Source organism: Pseudomonas sp. B2021 (genome assembly GCF_018135665.1).
GTDB classification, from domain to species: domain Bacteria; phylum Pseudomonadota; class Gammaproteobacteria; order Pseudomonadales; family Pseudomonadaceae; genus Aquipseudomonas; species Aquipseudomonas lactis.
This window is the reverse complement of the sequence record NZ_SMOF01000001.1, coordinates 4281675-4296854: the sequence shown is the minus strand read 5'-3', so window position 1 is coordinate 4296854 and position 15180 is coordinate 4281675. Positions and strand designations below refer to the sequence as shown.

11 protein-coding genes are annotated in these 15180 nt (G+C 60.8%); 6 read left to right on the top strand and 5 right to left on the bottom strand.

The genetic code is table 11. The annotated features are described in order from the left end of the window. The first annotated feature begins 110 nt into the window (after positions 1–110). Positions 111–2804, top strand: coding sequence for a hypothetical protein (locus E1K68_RS19225; protein ID WP_212614556.1), 2694 nt, complete (start codon positions 111–113; stop codon positions 2802–2804). A 62-nt stretch (positions 2805–2866) separates the two neighbouring features. Here E1K68_RS19225 and dsbG read toward each other — a convergent pair whose 3' ends face one another. From dsbG to dsbD, 3 genes are read right to left on the bottom strand one after another with little or no spacing between them, the layout of a single operon-like run. After that, positions 2867–3628: a thiol:disulfide interchange protein DsbG gene (gene dsbG, locus E1K68_RS19220; RefSeq protein WP_032895989.1), complete on the bottom strand. Its 762-nt coding sequence runs from the start codon at positions 3626–3628 to the stop codon at positions 2867–2869. Then, the gene (locus E1K68_RS19215) at positions 3604–4449 is read right to left on the bottom strand and encodes a TlpA disulfide reductase family protein (RefSeq protein ID WP_212614555.1); all 846 of its coding nucleotides are present in this window, start codon (positions 4447–4449) and stop codon (positions 3604–3606) included. Before E1K68_RS19215 ends, dsbG begins: the two co-directional genes overlap by 25 nt. Beyond that, on the bottom strand, positions 4449–6176 hold the full coding sequence (dsbD, locus tag E1K68_RS19210) for a protein-disulfide reductase DsbD (RefSeq protein ID WP_094773750.1): 1728 nt from the start codon (positions 6174–6176) through the stop codon (positions 4449–4451). The genes E1K68_RS19215 and dsbD overlap by 1 nt, the downstream gene beginning before the upstream one ends. A 175-nt stretch (positions 6177–6351) precedes the next feature. On the opposite strand from dsbD, the gene E1K68_RS19205 reads away from it, so the two are divergent. From E1K68_RS19205 to E1K68_RS19185, 5 genes are all read left to right on the top strand, one after another. After that, a complete protein-coding gene (locus tag E1K68_RS19205; protein WP_032895992.1) occupies positions 6352–7032 on the top strand; it encodes a response regulator in 681 nt (226 codons plus the stop codon). After that, positions 7032–8351: an ATP-binding protein gene (locus E1K68_RS19200; protein WP_212614554.1), complete on the top strand. Its 1320-nt coding sequence runs from the start codon at positions 7032–7034 to the stop codon at positions 8349–8351. Before E1K68_RS19205 ends, E1K68_RS19200 begins: the two co-directional genes overlap by 1 nt. 122 nt (positions 8352–8473) lie before the next feature. Further along, complete coding sequence (locus tag E1K68_RS19195; RefSeq protein ID WP_057709801.1) at positions 8474–9241, top strand: N-acetylmuramoyl-L-alanine amidase; 768 nt, start codon at positions 8474–8476, stop codon at positions 9239–9241. A gap of 527 nt (positions 9242–9768) precedes the next feature. Beyond that, a complete protein-coding gene (locus tag E1K68_RS19190; protein WP_057709802.1) occupies positions 9769–11169 on the top strand; it encodes an aspartate aminotransferase family protein in 1401 nt (466 codons plus the stop codon). Between the two features lie 82 nt (positions 11170–11251). Beyond that, positions 11252–11476, top strand: coding sequence for an MbtH family protein (locus E1K68_RS19185; protein WP_003192847.1), 225 nt, complete (start codon positions 11252–11254; stop codon positions 11474–11476). Positions 11477–11585: 109 nt separating this feature from the next. On the opposite strand, the gene E1K68_RS19180 is transcribed toward E1K68_RS19185, so the two are convergent. After that, a complete protein-coding gene (locus tag E1K68_RS19180) occupies positions 11586–12932 on the bottom strand; it encodes an amidohydrolase (protein WP_034136088.1) in 1347 nt (448 codons plus the stop codon). Between the two features lie 16 nt (positions 12933–12948). After that, a complete protein-coding gene (locus E1K68_RS19175) occupies positions 12949–15114 on the bottom strand; it encodes a mechanosensitive ion channel domain-containing protein (protein ID WP_034136087.1) in 2166 nt (721 codons plus the stop codon). Positions 15115–15180 lie beyond the last annotated feature (66 nt).

Sequence of the window (15180 nt, the reverse complement as noted above, 5' to 3'; positions counted from 1 at the left end):
CAATTCTGACAGTAGGCGGGAGAGGAAAAATAGGACTCACTTAAGGGAGTTCCTTGGCCGGGTTGGGCGGGTCGAGGATACCTACCTCTTTTGAACACGGAGTTCTGAAAATGGCCAAGCAAACCTCCACTCCTGAAACCCCCTCAAGTACCGACAATGCGCTAACGTCTTCAATTACGCCACAGCCGCAGGCGTTGGAAGTCGACGCGCCAATCATCTCCAGTGAGCTGTACGGGACGATTACAGCAGAAGCGATGGAGAAGGACTCATACCTGACTGTCGACTCGCGCATGGACAGGTTGGACATCACCGTAAAGTTCAGCATAAAGGAGGCGCCAGAGATCCGCTTGAATGATGTTGTTGACTCAAGCGGGCAGCCGGGTGCCAGGGAAATCCTGATTCCGCAGAAATACTTGACCATGTCCATGGGGTACACACTGATCGTATGGTACGAGGGCACAGTGAGCGGTAAACCAGCCGTTTCACTGACCAAGGAAGTGGGGGTGACTTTTTACTCTGCAGAACAAAGTAAAGCGCTTGCGCCTCGATTAAGAGATGAAAAGATATTCCAAAATACGCCCACCTATGACATGCACGATCACAAAGGCGATGAGAGAGTTGAAATACCTATTCCTCCACTTGCCCAAGTTGGAGATAAAATTTACTGCAGTGTCGTTATTGAGCAATTCAGTGGAAAACCCGTTTTCTATATCGTGGCTTATGGGTATGCATTAACGCTTGAAGATATAGCATCAGGCGAAAAACTTGAATTTCCGATTCCTCGTGGTTGGCTGGCACGTCAAAAGCCACGTTACGAGTCAATTACTTGTCAGGCTGCCTGGATCACCAGTGGCGAGGAGCCCCAACCGCCGGCTGAAGTTGAAAATCCTGATGAAGAGACCCGGCTTCCCAGGAACGCTCTTCAAATCCAACATCGTCGTACCGCTGCTTTCATTGGGGATCAAGGCCTGGAGAATTTGCCGCCGCCCCATTTGCGGCAATCTGCGTTTTTCGACGATAAGTGGTGCCTTAACCCGCAACTCACCAAAAACGGGGGCAATGTGGACGCGCCGGAGCTGGACACGTACGCAGGTGATCAGATCTGCTTCTACGTGAGCGGCCCCGGCTACGGATCGACGTCACTTGGCTGCGTAGAAATTCAAAACGATGGAGAGCAGGCATCGGTCAAGTTGCCACGCTGTGTGATTGCCTGTTTCTTTAACAAGCCGATGGCGCTGAGCTATACCGTTCGATTTCCTAACTTGATGGGGCCTGAACCACAGTCTCCGGAGCGAGTGGTCAATGTACTTAAACCTAAACTTTCACAGTCGGAGATTGCAGAGGCGACCCACGGTAAGGTCAATCTCAATATTTTCTCTGAGGACGCAACGGCGTTTGTTCAGATAGGGGATTATGCCACCTGCGCCAATTATTGCTGGGCGTGGATCACAGGTACGCATGAGCACGGAAGTGACTATCGGTCTGATATTCTGATCAAGGAGCCTGTTACCGAGGACTGGATGAATAAAGGCGTTGAAACATTTATCCCCAGAGATAAGCTGCAAAAAATGGACGATTGCAGTGACTTTGAACTGCATTTTGCCTTTAGCTTCTGCGAAGCCTGTGATCGATCAGACGCTATTGAAGCTCCGGCTGCGAAATTCCATATCATCCAGGAAGACCTGGTGCTGCTCCCACCCACCGTCGACAAGGCGCAAGACAATGAATTGGAGCCGTGGAACGCTCGGGATGGCCTGGAAGTGACTGTCAGTTACCTGCGTATGAATGAACAACATGAGATCGCTCTATGTTGGCAGAGACCCAACGGACTCTACTGGACACTGGAGCCTCAGCGCGGCAGTCGTGAAGGCGATGTCAAGTTTCGCCTGCCTGCTGAAGCAGTGATCGAGAGCATGGGTGAAACGGTGGAAATAACTTACACCGTGATCACCAAATGTAGGGAAGCACAGACTTCAGCGCCGTTGAGTTTGAAGATCAATCTGCCCACGCGTCTGGAAACGCCAAACGTGTTGGAAGCGACACCACCTGGGGTTGATCACGGCATTTTGGACATGCGGGCAATTACCGGCAATGCCAACTCCTTCGAAGATCCAATGTGGTTCTTACGAAAAGGGCAGAAGTGCTGGCTGCGGGCGACAGGAACAGATAGAAATGGTTTTTCTTACACGTTCGATGTCTATGCGAACAGAATCGTCACCGATGGAGAGGCGACTAACGGGGTGGCGGGTCCTATCCAGCATGCCTTGCTGGACAGACTAAAAAACAACAGCACCTTGACCCTTGCTTTCAGCGTGTCCACGCAGGGCAACTTGAAGGAAAACGTGGTGTGCCCATTGCGGGTGCTGACCGTCAAAGCTGTATTGAATGACTTTACTCCGTTTATAGGTGGCAATTGGAACAGCTGGAGGCTCGGTAGTGCAGCCAATGGTGAACTGGTTTACGGGTCACATGCGGGAAAATCTTGCTTAGTCAATTGGACACATCGTCCAGCTGTTTTGGGAGTGCTTCTATATAAAGACTTTACTGGACTTGAGGTTAATCGTAGATACAATTTCAGCATGATCGCGTGCTCGCTCAATGCCACACCGGCACTCCCCAAATTATCACTGCGGACGAATGCGGGAGCTGTTACAAACGTCACTACGTTCTCCAGTACGGCGTGGGCCCCACTCAAGGGCTCGTTCGTCGCCAGCGCAGAGTCAATGCGGTTGGAGATTTTGAATCATGAGGGGGCGGGATACGGCAATGATTATGCGTTTACGGATATCCGAGTGCATGGTTAGCAGCCGCTAAATTCGCTGTTGCTGAAAAAGGCGCCTATCTGGGATAGGCGCTTTTTTAAAGTTTATTTGGGGCCCAGTATCTTAATTAACTTCTCCGGCGACGGAGCCCCTTGCTGCTGCTGCAACCCACCCTTGTCATCCAGATAGAAAATCGCCGGCGTCGCCGACAACTCCAGTTCATCCATCAACTTCATATTCGCATCAAGCTTGGCCTCGACCTCGGCCGGGATCTTTTCCAGCGCCTTGAGCTTGCTGCCCTTGCCGGCGGCTTCGTGTTCTTGCAGGGCTTTTTGCGGGTCTTTGGCGGCGAGCAGGGCGGCGGATTTGCCTGGGCTGTCTTCGCGGATGATGCCGACCATGATGTGGCGCAACTGCACCTTGCCGGCCTTGACCCATGGGCGGGCCTGTTCCCAGAACATGTTGCAATACGGGCAGTTGGGGTCGCTGAACAGGTAGACGGTGCGCGGCGCGTTTTTATCGCCGTCCTGGATCCAGCTGCTGTTTTCCATCTTGGCCCAGACTTCCTTGGCCATCGGCGCGTACACCAGTTTTTCCAGGGGCGCGGTGCTCAGGTCATTGCCCTGGGCGTCGTACAGGTTGCCGGCGATGACGTTTTTGCCGTCGGCGGTCAAGTACAGGGCCATGCCACGGTTCTGGTACTGGGCTGCGTAGCCGGTGAGGCCGCTGGGGGCGTCGAATTTGCCGATGATCTTGGCGCCCTTGGCTTCGATCTGTTTGATCGGGGCCGGCAGGTCTTCGGCCTGGGCCAGCGCAGCGGCTAGCGTCAAAGGCAGCAGGGTCAGCAGGTGGCGGAGGCGAGGCATGTCGGTTTCCTTGTCGTGGTGTTGTCGAAGGGTTCCATGGCACGGGCCAGGCTGGCTTCGGAGAGTTCGCCCAGGTGGCTGTTGATCAGGCGCCCATCGGCTTGGTAGAACAGCGTAGTCGGCAGGGCCATGGAGCCCACGGCCTGGCCGAGGCGGCCGCTGGCGTCGAACAGCACGTTGTCCAGGTTCAGGCCCTGGGTGGCCAGGTAGGTGCTGACGCTTTGCATGCTTTCGGCCTGGTTGACGAACAGGAAGGTCACGTCGGGGCGCATGCGCTGGGCGTTTTCCAGCACGGGCATTTCGCGCCTGCACGGTGGGCACCAGGTGGCCCACAGGTTGATCACCAGCGGGCCGCCCTGGTAGTCCGCCAGTTGCACCACTTCGCCGTTGGCGTTGCGCAGGGTGATGTCCGGCAGGCGCGTGCCTTTTTCATACAGGCTCAGGGACAGGCTGGTCATGCCCCAGAACAACAGGCCGGTGATCACCCCGGCGCTGAGCGGCTTGCGCAGGGCCGGGCGACGCCAGCCGTACGCCAGCGCGCCGAGGATCAGCGCGATGATCCCGGGCCAGGCGAGAAAGCCGCCGTCACGCAGGTCGACCATCTCCACCCAGTCGTTGCTGTAATAACTCCAGTACATCAGCACAAAGCTGACCCGGGCGGCGAGCAGGCCCAGCAGGAACAGGCTGAACAGCACCGACTCCGGGTTCTCGCCGCCGCGCTTGGCCACGCGCCAGCCCACCAGGGTGGCGAGAATCAGTGCGCTGATCAGCAGGATGTGATTCAGGGCGATGGCGAAGGTGCCGATGGTCAGGGTCAGCATCAGCGCGCGTCTCGGGTTTGTGTCCAGCGTTGCAGGAAGGCGGCGGCGTCTACTTCGCCGGTGATGCGTTGGGCGCGGCGTTCTTCACCGTCCGGGCCGATCCACACGAAGCTCGGTGGCCCCGGCACTTTGTAGCGGCCCAGCAGCTCGCGGCTGGCGGCGTTGTCGGCGGTGACGTCCAGGCGTAACAGGCGCACGTCTTTGAGCGCGTCCATCACCTCGGGTTTGCCGAACACCTGTTTTTCCATGATCTTGCACGACACGCACCAGTCGGCGTAGTAGTCCAACAGCACCCACTGGCCCTGGGCCTTGGCGCTGTCGAGTTGGCTTTGCAATACTGCCGGATCGCTGACCGTGGTGAAGGCATCGTGAGCGCTGGGTGCATCGGCGAGCCGCGAGCCGCTGTAGACCTTCAACGGTTGCCACAGCTCATCGCTGCCACCGGCCGCACCCACCACCAGCACCGCGCCCCACAGGCCCAGCACCAGGGAACCGGCGCCAAATACCTTGGCCGCCAGGCCGGACTCACGGGCCAGCGCCCAGCCACAGTACGCCATCACCAGCGCCAAGGCGCCCCACAGGCCGATCCACAGGCTGTCACCGACCACCGGGCGAATCATCAGCACCGCAGTGCCCAGGAACAGGAAGCCGAAGATGCCCTTGAGCACGTTCATCCAGGTGCCCGGCTTGGGCAGGAAGCGATTGCCCACGGTCACCAGCAACAACAGGGGAATGCCGATACCGATGCCCATGGCAAACAGGATCAGGCCACCGTGCAGCGCATTGCCGCTCTGGGCGATGTACAGCAGGGCGCCAGCCAGAGGCGCGGTCATGCACGGCCCCACCAGCAGGCCGGACAACGCGCCGAGCACACCGGCACCCACCAGGCTGCCACCGCTTTGCTGGCGGCTGACGTTATCGAGGCGGTCGCGCAGGAAGGCGGGCAGTTGCAGTTCAAAGAAGCCGAACATCGGCAGGGCGAGCAGCACGAACAACGCCGCAAAGCTGCCGAGGATCCACGGCGTTTGCAAAAGTGCGGCAAGGTTGGCGCCGAGCAACGCGGCCATCACCCCCAAGGCGGCATATACCAGCGCCATGCACACCACGTAGCTGCCGGCCAGGGCAAAGCCACGGCGCGGGCTGGCGCCACTGCCCACCACCAGGCCGGCGAGGATCGGCAGCATCGGCAACGAGCAAGGCGCAAACGCCAACAGCAGGCCCAGGCCGAAGAACACCAGCAGGCTCCACCCCAGGCTGCGCTGCTGCAGGCCGCTGGCTAGGCTTTGATCCTGGGCTTGCGCGGTGGCGGCGACGGCCGGGTTGCCGCCCAGGTCCACGGTGATCGACTGCGGTGGATAGCACAGGCCCGCATCGGCGCAGCCCTGCCAGCCGAGCTTGACCTGGCCGGTGGTGCCGGCGGGGATCTTCACTTCCAGGCCCTGGCGATACACTTGCTGCTCGCCAAAGAACTCGTCGCTATGGGCTTCACCCTCGGGCAGCACGGGCTTTTCGGCCAGGCCGTCGAACTTCATGCGCTGCTGGTACAGGTAGTAACCGTCGGCAATCTGCCAAAACAGCTGGGTTTCGCCGCTTTCAAGACGTTCGGAGGTAAAGGCGAAGGCTTTGCCCACCGGGAGGAAGTCGGGTTTGGTTTCGAAGGGGCTGCCCGGCGCTGCCTGGGCGAATCCCGCGAACAACACCAGCAGAAAGGTAAACAGATGCCGCATGGTCAAGCCTTAGTTCGATGCAAGTGAGGCACACAATGTGTGGCGTTGATTAACCGATGATTAACCACCGCTATTCTAGAGTGTAGGGATTGTCCGGTGTTGCGAACTTTAGCGGCATAATGCGCGCTTAATCCGTGGCTTTTCTAATCGCGCCATCTTTCATGAAGGGTTAACCATGCACGTACTGGTCTGTGAAGACGACGAACTGATCGCCAGTGGCATCGTGGCCGGCCTGACCGCCCAAGGCTTTACCGTGGAGCGCGTGGCCACGGCCTCGGCTGCGCGGGCGATGCTCAAGGCTGCGGCCTTCGACATCATGGTGCTCGACCTTGGCCTGCCCGACGAAGACGGCCTCAAGCTGCTGCAACAACAGCGCAGCCAGGGGTTGGAGATTCCGGTGCTGATCCTCACCGCGCGGGATTCGGTGACCAATCGCGTCGACGGCCTGCAAGCCGGCGCCGACGACTACCTGCTCAAGCCCTTCGACCTGCGTGAACTCGCCGCGCGCCTGCAAACCCTGCTGCGCCGGGTGGCAGGCCGTAGCGTCAACCTGATCGAACATGGCCGCCTGGCCTACGACCCCAGCAGCCGCGAGACCTTCCTCGGCGGCCAGCCAGTGGACCTGTCCCGGCGCGAACAGGCGTTGTTGCAGGCGTTGCTGCACAACAAGGGGCGCGTTCTGTCCAGCGAACAGCTCAAGGACAGCGTCTACGGCTTCAGTGACGAACTGGAAAGCAACGCGCTCAACGTGCACATCCACCACTTGCGACGCAAGTTGGGCAACGGCATCGTCGAAACCGTCAGGGGGCTGGGCTATCGCCTGGGCACGGCTGATGGGGGAGAAAACACGCCGTGATGAGCTTGCGTCTGCGCCTGACGTTCAAGCTGGGCGCCGCTTTTGTGCTGATCTGGGTGCTGGCGGCCGCCTGGATGCTCAACGATTTGCGCAACCAGATGATGTTTTCCCTCGACCAGCGCCTGGTGGCTTCGGCGCGCATGGTGGCCGGGCTCACCGAGCAGATGCCGGGCCTGGCCAGCGTCAGCGGTGGCGCGCATTTGCGCACCGAACAACTGAATGTGCCGGGCGGCATGGCCTGCCAGGTCAGTTCCTTGCGCGGCGAGATCCTGGCGCGTAGCCATACCACGCCGGAGGAAGGGCTGGAGTCGCGCCGCAGCGGTTTTCGCGACCAGATCATCGACGGTGTGGGCTGGCGCAGTTTTACCCTGTCCCGTGGCGATTTGCTGATCACCACCGCCGACCGCCAGGTGGAGCGCGAAGCCCTCAACCTGTCGATCCTGCTGGCGGCGTCGGTGCCGGTCGGCGTGGCGTTGCTGGGCTGCCTGTGCCTGCTGTGGCTGGGCATCGGCCAGAGCCTGGTGCCGCTCAACCGTATGCGTGACGCGCTGATGCGGCGCAGTGTCGACTCCCTCGAACCCTTGCAGATTCACCCGCTGCCCAGTGAACTCAAGCCGTTGCTCGACACCCAGAACCAACTGCTGCAGCGCATTGCCAAGACCATCGAGCGCGAACGTCGCCTGACCGGTGACGCCGCCCATGAACTGCGCAGCCCGTTGACCGCGATCAAGACCCACCTGCAAGTCGCGCGCATGACCGAGGGCGCGGCCCGCGACCAGTCCCTGGCGCACGCCGAGGAGGGCGCCGACCGCTTGCATCGCACCCTGGAGCAACTGTTGTTGCTGGCGCGGGTGGAAGGCAGCCTGTCGTTTGATGATGGCTTGCAATCGAGTGCCGAGGAAGTCGCCCGGTTGGGGATCCAGGATGCCAACGCCGGTGACAATTCCCGTATCGATCTGATCCTGGCGCCGGATCTCTCCCACGCTCCGGTAGAAATGCCCGTGGGCCTGGCCGTCGCGGCCTTGCGTAACCTGCTGGACAACGCCTTGCGCCATACCCCCGCCGAGACTCGCGTGGAACTGCAGGTATTTTCTACCCCGGATAACGTGGTGTTCCGCGTGCGTGACCATGGCCAGCAGATCTCCAGCGAAGACCTGCAATACCTCACCCAACGCTTCTGGCGCAATGGCAGCAGCGAAGGCTGTGGCCTGGGCCTGGCGATTGTCCAGGCGATTGTGCAACGTTGCTCCTGCTCGTTGCATTTTGACAGCCAGCCCGACGGTATGCGGGTCGACCTGGGCATGCCGTTGCGGCGCTGAACTGACTTTTCACGTGGCAAATAATTACCGCCCGCCTGAGGCTCAAGCCTTCAGGATGGCGGTAATTTTTTTGCGCTTGAACGGGCCGAATGAGTCGGCCTGAATTGAAAAGGACCGTTCTTATGTTGGTGATCGACACCAGTTTCCCCGCCAGGGATTTCAACGACCGCCGCGGCGAAACCGTGCAACAGGTGGTTTTGCACTACACCGCTTCGCCCTTTGCTTCCTCGCTACGCACCCTCACTCAAGATGGCGTCAGCGCTCACTATCTGCTGCCCGACCCTGATGAACCCAGCTACCGCGCCGCCGGTTATGAAGAACTGCGGGTGTTTCGCCTGGTGGACGAGGGCCAGCGCGCCTGGCATGCCGGCGTGAGCTATTGGGCGGGGAAGGCTGACCTCAACAGCCGCTCGATGGGCATTGAAATCGTCAACCTGGCGCGGGATGACGCCGGCGTCTTTACCTTTCCTGAATACACGTTGGCACAGATTGACGTACTGATTGAATTGCTTCGCGACTTGCTGGAGCGCTATCCGCAGGTCGGCCCCACTGACTGGCTCGGGCATTCGGATGTGGCCTACTGGCGCAAGAGCGACCCGGGGCCTCGGCTGCCCTGGCGTGTGCTGCATGAGGCCGGCATCGGGGCCTGGTTTGATCAATCGACCCGGGCGATGTACCAGCGCCGCTTTTGTCTCGGCTTGCCGCCGGAAGTGGAAGTGGAGCGGGCGTTTCAGCGGTATGGCTATAAGCCCGCGCAGAATCGCCAGGCCTTTGAGCAGCGTACCCGAGCGTTCCAGATGCACTTTCGGCCACTGGATTATTGTGGGTTCCTGGATGCAGAGACTTGCGCGATCTTGTATGCACTGAACGAAAAGTACCGTGGGATTTGATGCCGAGCACTGTTCAAATGTGGGTCCCCCATGTGGGAGGGGCTTGCCTGCGAAGACGGCCTGACAGCCGACGCTTATCTACCTGACGCGCCGCGATCCAACTGTGGGAGCTGGCTTGCCTGCGATGACGGCCTGCCAGCCGACACTGTTATACCGAGTACATATCCATTGCTGCGGTAACGGCCACTTAGGGTTCCGCTCTGACAGCGGGTCACTTTTGGAAGGACCGGAATGCCGGCCCAGCCAAAAGTAACCAAAAGGTCCTCGCCCCAAATCACTGGCGGATTACGGCCAGCGTGGTTTAACGGGGCGCCTGAGATCAAAAGCAGATCAAGAGCGGCTCGCTTCGCATCGTGGTTAGCGGTGGCTGCGGCGAACTGCATAGTCGGTAAATATCCGACCAACCTCCTAAATCCCCGTGCACCTGAAGCGTCTCCACAACAGGAAATCCGTGCGCATGCCCTTGGGCCAGACGCCAACGGATCGGCAGTTTGGTCACCATCATCAGCGTATTGAGGGATCCAGAGATGTCAGTCGCTACCAGCCGTATCGAAGACGCCCCGGTGCAGGCCGCGGAAACGCTCTATCAGTTTGACGAAAGCCCGCTGCTGGCCCGTCAGCGCCAGCAGGAATCCAACGCCCGCAGCTACCCACGGCGCATTCCCCTGGCGCTCAAGCGCGCCAAGGGCATTTATGTGGAAGACGTGGAGGGGCGCCGGTTCATCGATTGCCTGGCCGGTGCCGGCACTCTGGCGCTGGGGCATAACCACCCGGTGGTGATCCAGGCCATCCAGCAAGTGTTGAGCGACGAACTGCCCCTGCACACCCTGGACCTGACTACGCCGGTCAAGGATCAATTCGTGCAGGACCTGTTCGGTTTGCTGCCCTCGGAACTGGCGCGGGAAGCCAAAATCCAGTTCTGCGGCCCCACCGGTACCGATGCGGTGGAAGCCGCGTTGAAGCTGGTGCGCACCGCCACCGGGCGCAGCACTGTGCTGTCGTTCCAGGGCGGCTATCACGGCATGAGCCAGGGCGCGCTGAGTCTGATGGGCAGCCTGGGGCCGAAGAAACCCTTGGGCGCATTGCTCGGCAATGGCGTGCAATTCCTGCCCTTCCCGTATGACTACCGTTGCCCGTTCGGCCTGGGTGGCGCTGAGGGTGTGCGGGTCAACCTGCATTACCTGGAAAACCTGCTCAACGATCCGGAAGCCGGCGTGTTGCTGCCAGCGGCGGTAATTGTCGAAGTGGTCCAGGGTGAGGGCGGTGTGATCCCGGCGGACCTCGACTGGCTGCGTGGTCTGCGCCGTATCACCGCGCAAGCGGGGGTGGCGTTGATCGTCGATGAAATCCAGAGTGGTTTTGGGCGTACCGGCAAAATGTTTGCCTTCGAACACGCCGGCATCATCCCGGACGTGGTGGTCATGTCCAAAGCCATTGGCGGCAGCCTGCCGCTGGCGGTGGTGGTGTATCGCGAGTGGCTCGACACCTGGCTGCCGGGTGCCCATGCCGGGACCTTTCGCGGCAATCAAATGGCGATGGCGGCGGGCTCGGCGGTGATGCGCTACCTCAAGGATCACGACCTGGCAGGCCATGCGGCGGCCATGGGCGAGCGCCTGGGCGAACACCTGCGCATCCTGCAGCGCGACTTCCCGCACCTGGGGGATATCCGCGGGCGTGGGCTGATGCTGGGGGTGGAGCTGGTAGACCCGACTGGCACGCCTGACAGTCAGGGCCACCCACCGGTGCATCGCCAGTTGGCACCGCTGGTGCAGCGCGAATGCCTCAAGCGCGGGCTGATCCTGGAACTGGGCGGGCGCCATGGCAGTGTGGTGCGTTTCCTGCCACCGCTGGTGATCACCGCTGGCGAAGTCGACCAGGTGGCCGAGATTTTCGGGCGCGCCTTGGCGGCGGCCGTGGCCAGCGTCTAATTTTCCAGGCCCTTGGTACGTTTCTACAGATATCAGTGCTGCGCGTGGTGCGCAGCCAGCCTTTGAGCGACGGAGAACAGCAATGACCTCAGTATTTGACCGCGACGACATCCTCTTTCAGGTAGTGGTCAACCATGAAGAACAGTATTCGATCTGGCCCGACTACAAGGCCGTGCCAGAAGGCTGGCGCACCGTGGGCAAGAGCGGCATGAAGAAAGAATGCCTGGCCTACATCGAGGAAGTCTGGACTGACATGCGCCCGCTGAGCCTGCGCCAGAAAATGGATGGCGCGGCCCTCGCCAACTGATTCACCCCAATACACTGTAGGAGCGAGCTTGCTCGCGAAGAACGCAAGAACGCCGCGTTTACCCTGAATAAACGCGGCGTTCTGAAGTTTTTCGCGAGCAAGCTCGCTCCTACAGGGGGGTGTGGGTGTAAAGGTAATCCGTCGCCAACGACGCCAGTGTCCTCACGCCCACCACCAATGCCGACTCATCCACAAAGAACCCTGGGTTGTGATTCGGCGCCGCCTTGCTCATGTCCTGGTCCCTTGGGGTCACCCCCAGGAACACAAACAGACCCGGCGCTTCCTTGGCATAGAACGAGAAGTCTTCGGCGCCACCTACCAATGGGCCTTGCACCACATCATCCTGAGCCGCCCAACGCAGGCTCGGCAGCATTTTCTCGGTCAGCGCCGGGTTGTTGATGGTGGGGTCGTACTTCTCGATGATTGTCACTTCGGCCTTGGCGCCACCGCTTTCGGCGATTTTCTCTACGGTTTGACGCACGTCTGCATGCAGCTTCTGACGAATGCCATAGTCGTAGGAGCGAAGGGTGCCGCTCATGTCCACCGACTCGGGGATGATGTTGTAGCGAGTGCCACCGTTGATGGTGCCGATGCTCACCACAGAGGGGAATGACGAAATATCGGTACGGCGGCTGACCACGGTCTGCAGGCCGACAATGGTTTGCGCGCCGACGGTGATCGGGTCGATACCGTCCCAGGGGCGGCCGGCGTGGGTCTGTTTGCCGAGGATTTTGATGCGCAGGTCATCGGAGCTGGCCAAAGTCGGGCCCGGGCGATAGGCGATTTGCCCGGCAGGCACACCGGCCCATACGTGCAGGCCAAACACCGCATCCGGCTTGGGCGCTTTCATTACGCCTTCCTGCACCATCATCTTCGCGCCCCAGGTGTTCTTGCCGTCGGGGATAAAGTCGCTGGGGCCTTCTTCGGCCGGTTGGAAATAAAACACCACGGTGCCGGGCAGGCGCTCGCGCATCCCCGTAAGAATCTTCGCAGTGCTCAGCAGGATAGCGGTATGTGCGTCGTGGCCGCAGGCGTGCATCACGTCGACTTCCTTGCCCAGGTAGGTGCCCTTGGCTTTGGAGGCGAAGGGCAGGTCGGCGACTTCCTTGACCGGCAGCGCATCCATGTCGGCGCGCAGGGCCACGGTCGGGCCGGGCAGCGCACCTTTCAAGATGGCGACGACGCCGGTGCGGGCCACCCCGGTCTTCACCTCAAGGCCGAGTTCGCGCAACTGTTTGGCGACCAACTCGGCGGTGCGGGTTTCGGTATTGCCCAGTTCGGGGTGGGCGTGGATATCGCGGCGGGTTTCCAACAGGCTGGGTTCGAGGATTTTTGCCTGGGCGGCAATTTCCTCCCGGGCACTGTCCTGGCCGCTGCTGGCGGCAACCACGGCACTGCTCGCAACCGCGCCGAGCAACCCCAAAACCCATTGGTGTGTAAGACCGTTCATTCGCATACCAACCTCTCCTTGCTTATTGTTGTGGATCTTTCTCCTGCACGCTGCCGGCGGTCAGCACCTGCACGCTCAAGCGCGGCGTTGCCAGGTCCAGCCCGGCTTCATCCAGGTGCCGTTTGAGCGACAGGTTGAACGCCCGCGACACTTCCCACTGCTTGATCGGCGCGGTCTTGAAACGTGCGCGCAGGATCGCGCTGCCGGACTCGAAACTTTCCACGCCCTGGATCTCCAGCGGCGACCAGATATTGCGGCGTTGCAACGGGTCGTTACGCATGGCGTGGCCGACCTCGCGCATCAGTTTGATCGCGTCGTCGATTTCCATGTTGTAGGGGATCGCCACGCGGAAGATCGCGTAGCCGAACTCCCGGGAGTAGTTCTTGATGCTCTTGATTTCGCTGAACGGGATGGTGTGCACGATGCCATCGATATCGCGCAGGCGCACGGTACGGATGGTCAGGCCTTCCACCGTGCCGAGGTGGCCGCCCACATCCACGTAGTCGTCGATGGCCAGGGAGTCTTCGATGATGATGAACAGGCCGGTGATTAAATCCGCCACCAGCGATTGCGCACCAAAACCGATGGCGATACCGATCACACCCGCGCCGGCCAGCAGGGGCGTGACGTTCATGCCCATGTTCGCCAGGGCGACGATGGCGGCGATGATGAAAATGGTCACGAACAGCACGTTGCGGATCAACGGCATCATGGTTTGCGCGCGGGCGTTGGCCAGTCCTTTGCGCGAGCGCGTCAGGGCGTGGTGGATCGCGGTGTCGCTGAGGATCCAGATCAGCCAGGCAAACAACAAGGTCCCACCGAGGCCGAACAGCTTTACGGCTATTTCATGGCCTTCACCTTCGGTAAAGCGAATCATCGACAGGCCCCAGACCCGCAGCCCCAGTTCGATAAATACCAGCCACACCACCAGGTGCACCAGGGTGTAGACAAAGCCTTTGAGGCGCTCGGAATACAGCGCATGGCGCTTGTGCCCGCGGTGCGGCTTGAGGGCGTGGCGGCGCACCAGGCCGTTGATCACCATGCACAACACCAGCAGCACCGTGCACAGCAACGACTGGCGCAGGGCGGTGCTGGTGTCGCCGGCCGACAGGAAGGTGGCGAACAGTGAGATGCCCACCAGCAGAAGAGCCGGGATGTACCAGAAGGTGCCGATGATCGACAGAGTATCGGTGAGGGCGCGGCGGGTCAGTCGGCGCGACAGCGGCTGGTTGCGGATCAGGTGCGCAATCGGACGGCGGAACCGCAGGATAAACACCCCGGTGGACAACGCCGCCATGACATTGGCCACGGTCGCGGCGGTGTGGGCCAGATGCTGGCCGAGCGCGGCAACCAGGCGCGGGTCGCTCAAGGCTTCACCGAAGGCGGCAAAGCTGCCGATCCACCACAGCGGGCGGAACGCCTGATGGCGCAGGATATACAGGGCACGGTGGCGGTGCGGGCCGTCGAGTACGGAGAAGGCAATCACGCAGATGGCCGAGAAGCAGGTGCCGACCACCAAGGCATAGGCCAGCACCATGGCCAACGATTTACCCAGGGATGAGGGCAGGGCGTAGCTCAGGTACACCGTGATCACCAGGGCGATCAGCCATGGGCCCAGCTTGCGCAGGGCGAAGCGCAGCATGTCCCAGGTGCGCGGGTGCTGGGGCAGCTCTTCGGGCAGGCCGAAGCGCTCGCGCACCCGGTGGCTGAGCCAGATCAACGCGGCGGCCAGCAGGCTCCACACCGCCAGGATCACAGCAAAACCGAAGATGATTGGCAGCCATTCGCTGGCCGGCAACATCAGGGCGGCCAGTTCATCCTTGGCCAGGTCGACTTCATTGGACCAGCGCCCCAACGGGCTGTCGGCGCCGGAAAACTGCTGCTCAAAGCCCGACAGCGTACTGCCGATCAACCCGAGTACCCCGAGTTCGGCGGCGGGCTGGGCCTTTTGCGTGGCGGCGCGCAGTTTCTTCAGGTCGCTGAGCAACTGGGTGCGTTGCTGGTCGTTTTCCAGGGTTTTGATCACTTCGTCCAGCGACTGCCCCAGGGGCACTTCCGCCTGGGGTTGGGTCTTGCTGGAGCCGCCCAGCATCCCGGGCAAGCCCACGGCTTGGGCGGGCATCACTGGCAGCAGCGTGAGCAGGGCGATCAGCAGGTAGCAGGGCAGGGCAAACAGACGGGAGAACACGAGGCGGTCAACCTTGAAAACGACGAATTGACCGAGTGTACGAGGCCGCTATGCCCAATGCGAGCG

What these genes read in the sequence shown, in the direction of transcription:
- E1K68_RS19190 (WP_057709802.1), top strand. Translation starts at nt 9,769, where the DNA reads ATGTCAGTCGCTACCAGCCGTATCGAAGACGCCCCGGTGCAGGCCGCG.
- E1K68_RS19215 (WP_212614555.1), bottom strand. Translation starts at nt 4,449, where the DNA reads ATGCTGACCCTGACCATCGGCACCTTCGCCATCGCCCTGAATCACATC.
- E1K68_RS19185 (WP_003192847.1), top strand. Translation starts at nt 11,252, where the DNA reads ATGACCTCAGTATTTGACCGCGACGACATCCTCTTTCAGGTAGTGGTC.
- E1K68_RS19195 (WP_057709801.1), top strand. Translation starts at nt 8,474, where the DNA reads ATGTTGGTGATCGACACCAGTTTCCCCGCCAGGGATTTCAACGACCGC.
- E1K68_RS19205 (WP_032895992.1), top strand. Translation starts at nt 6,352, where the DNA reads ATGCACGTACTGGTCTGTGAAGACGACGAACTGATCGCCAGTGGCATC.
- E1K68_RS19180 (WP_034136088.1), bottom strand. Translation starts at nt 12,932, where the DNA reads ATGCGAATGAACGGTCTTACACACCAATGGGTTTTGGGGTTGCTCGGC.
- E1K68_RS19225 (WP_212614556.1), top strand. Translation starts at nt 111, where the DNA reads ATGGCCAAGCAAACCTCCACTCCTGAAACCCCCTCAAGTACCGACAAT.
- dsbD (WP_094773750.1), bottom strand. Translation starts at nt 6,176, where the DNA reads ATGCGGCATCTGTTTACCTTTCTGCTGGTGTTGTTCGCGGGATTCGCC.
- dsbG (WP_032895989.1), bottom strand. Translation starts at nt 3,628, where the DNA reads ATGCCTCGCCTCCGCCACCTGCTGACCCTGCTGCCTTTGACGCTAGCC.
- E1K68_RS19200 (WP_212614554.1), top strand. Translation starts at nt 7,032, where the DNA reads ATGAGCTTGCGTCTGCGCCTGACGTTCAAGCTGGGCGCCGCTTTTGTG.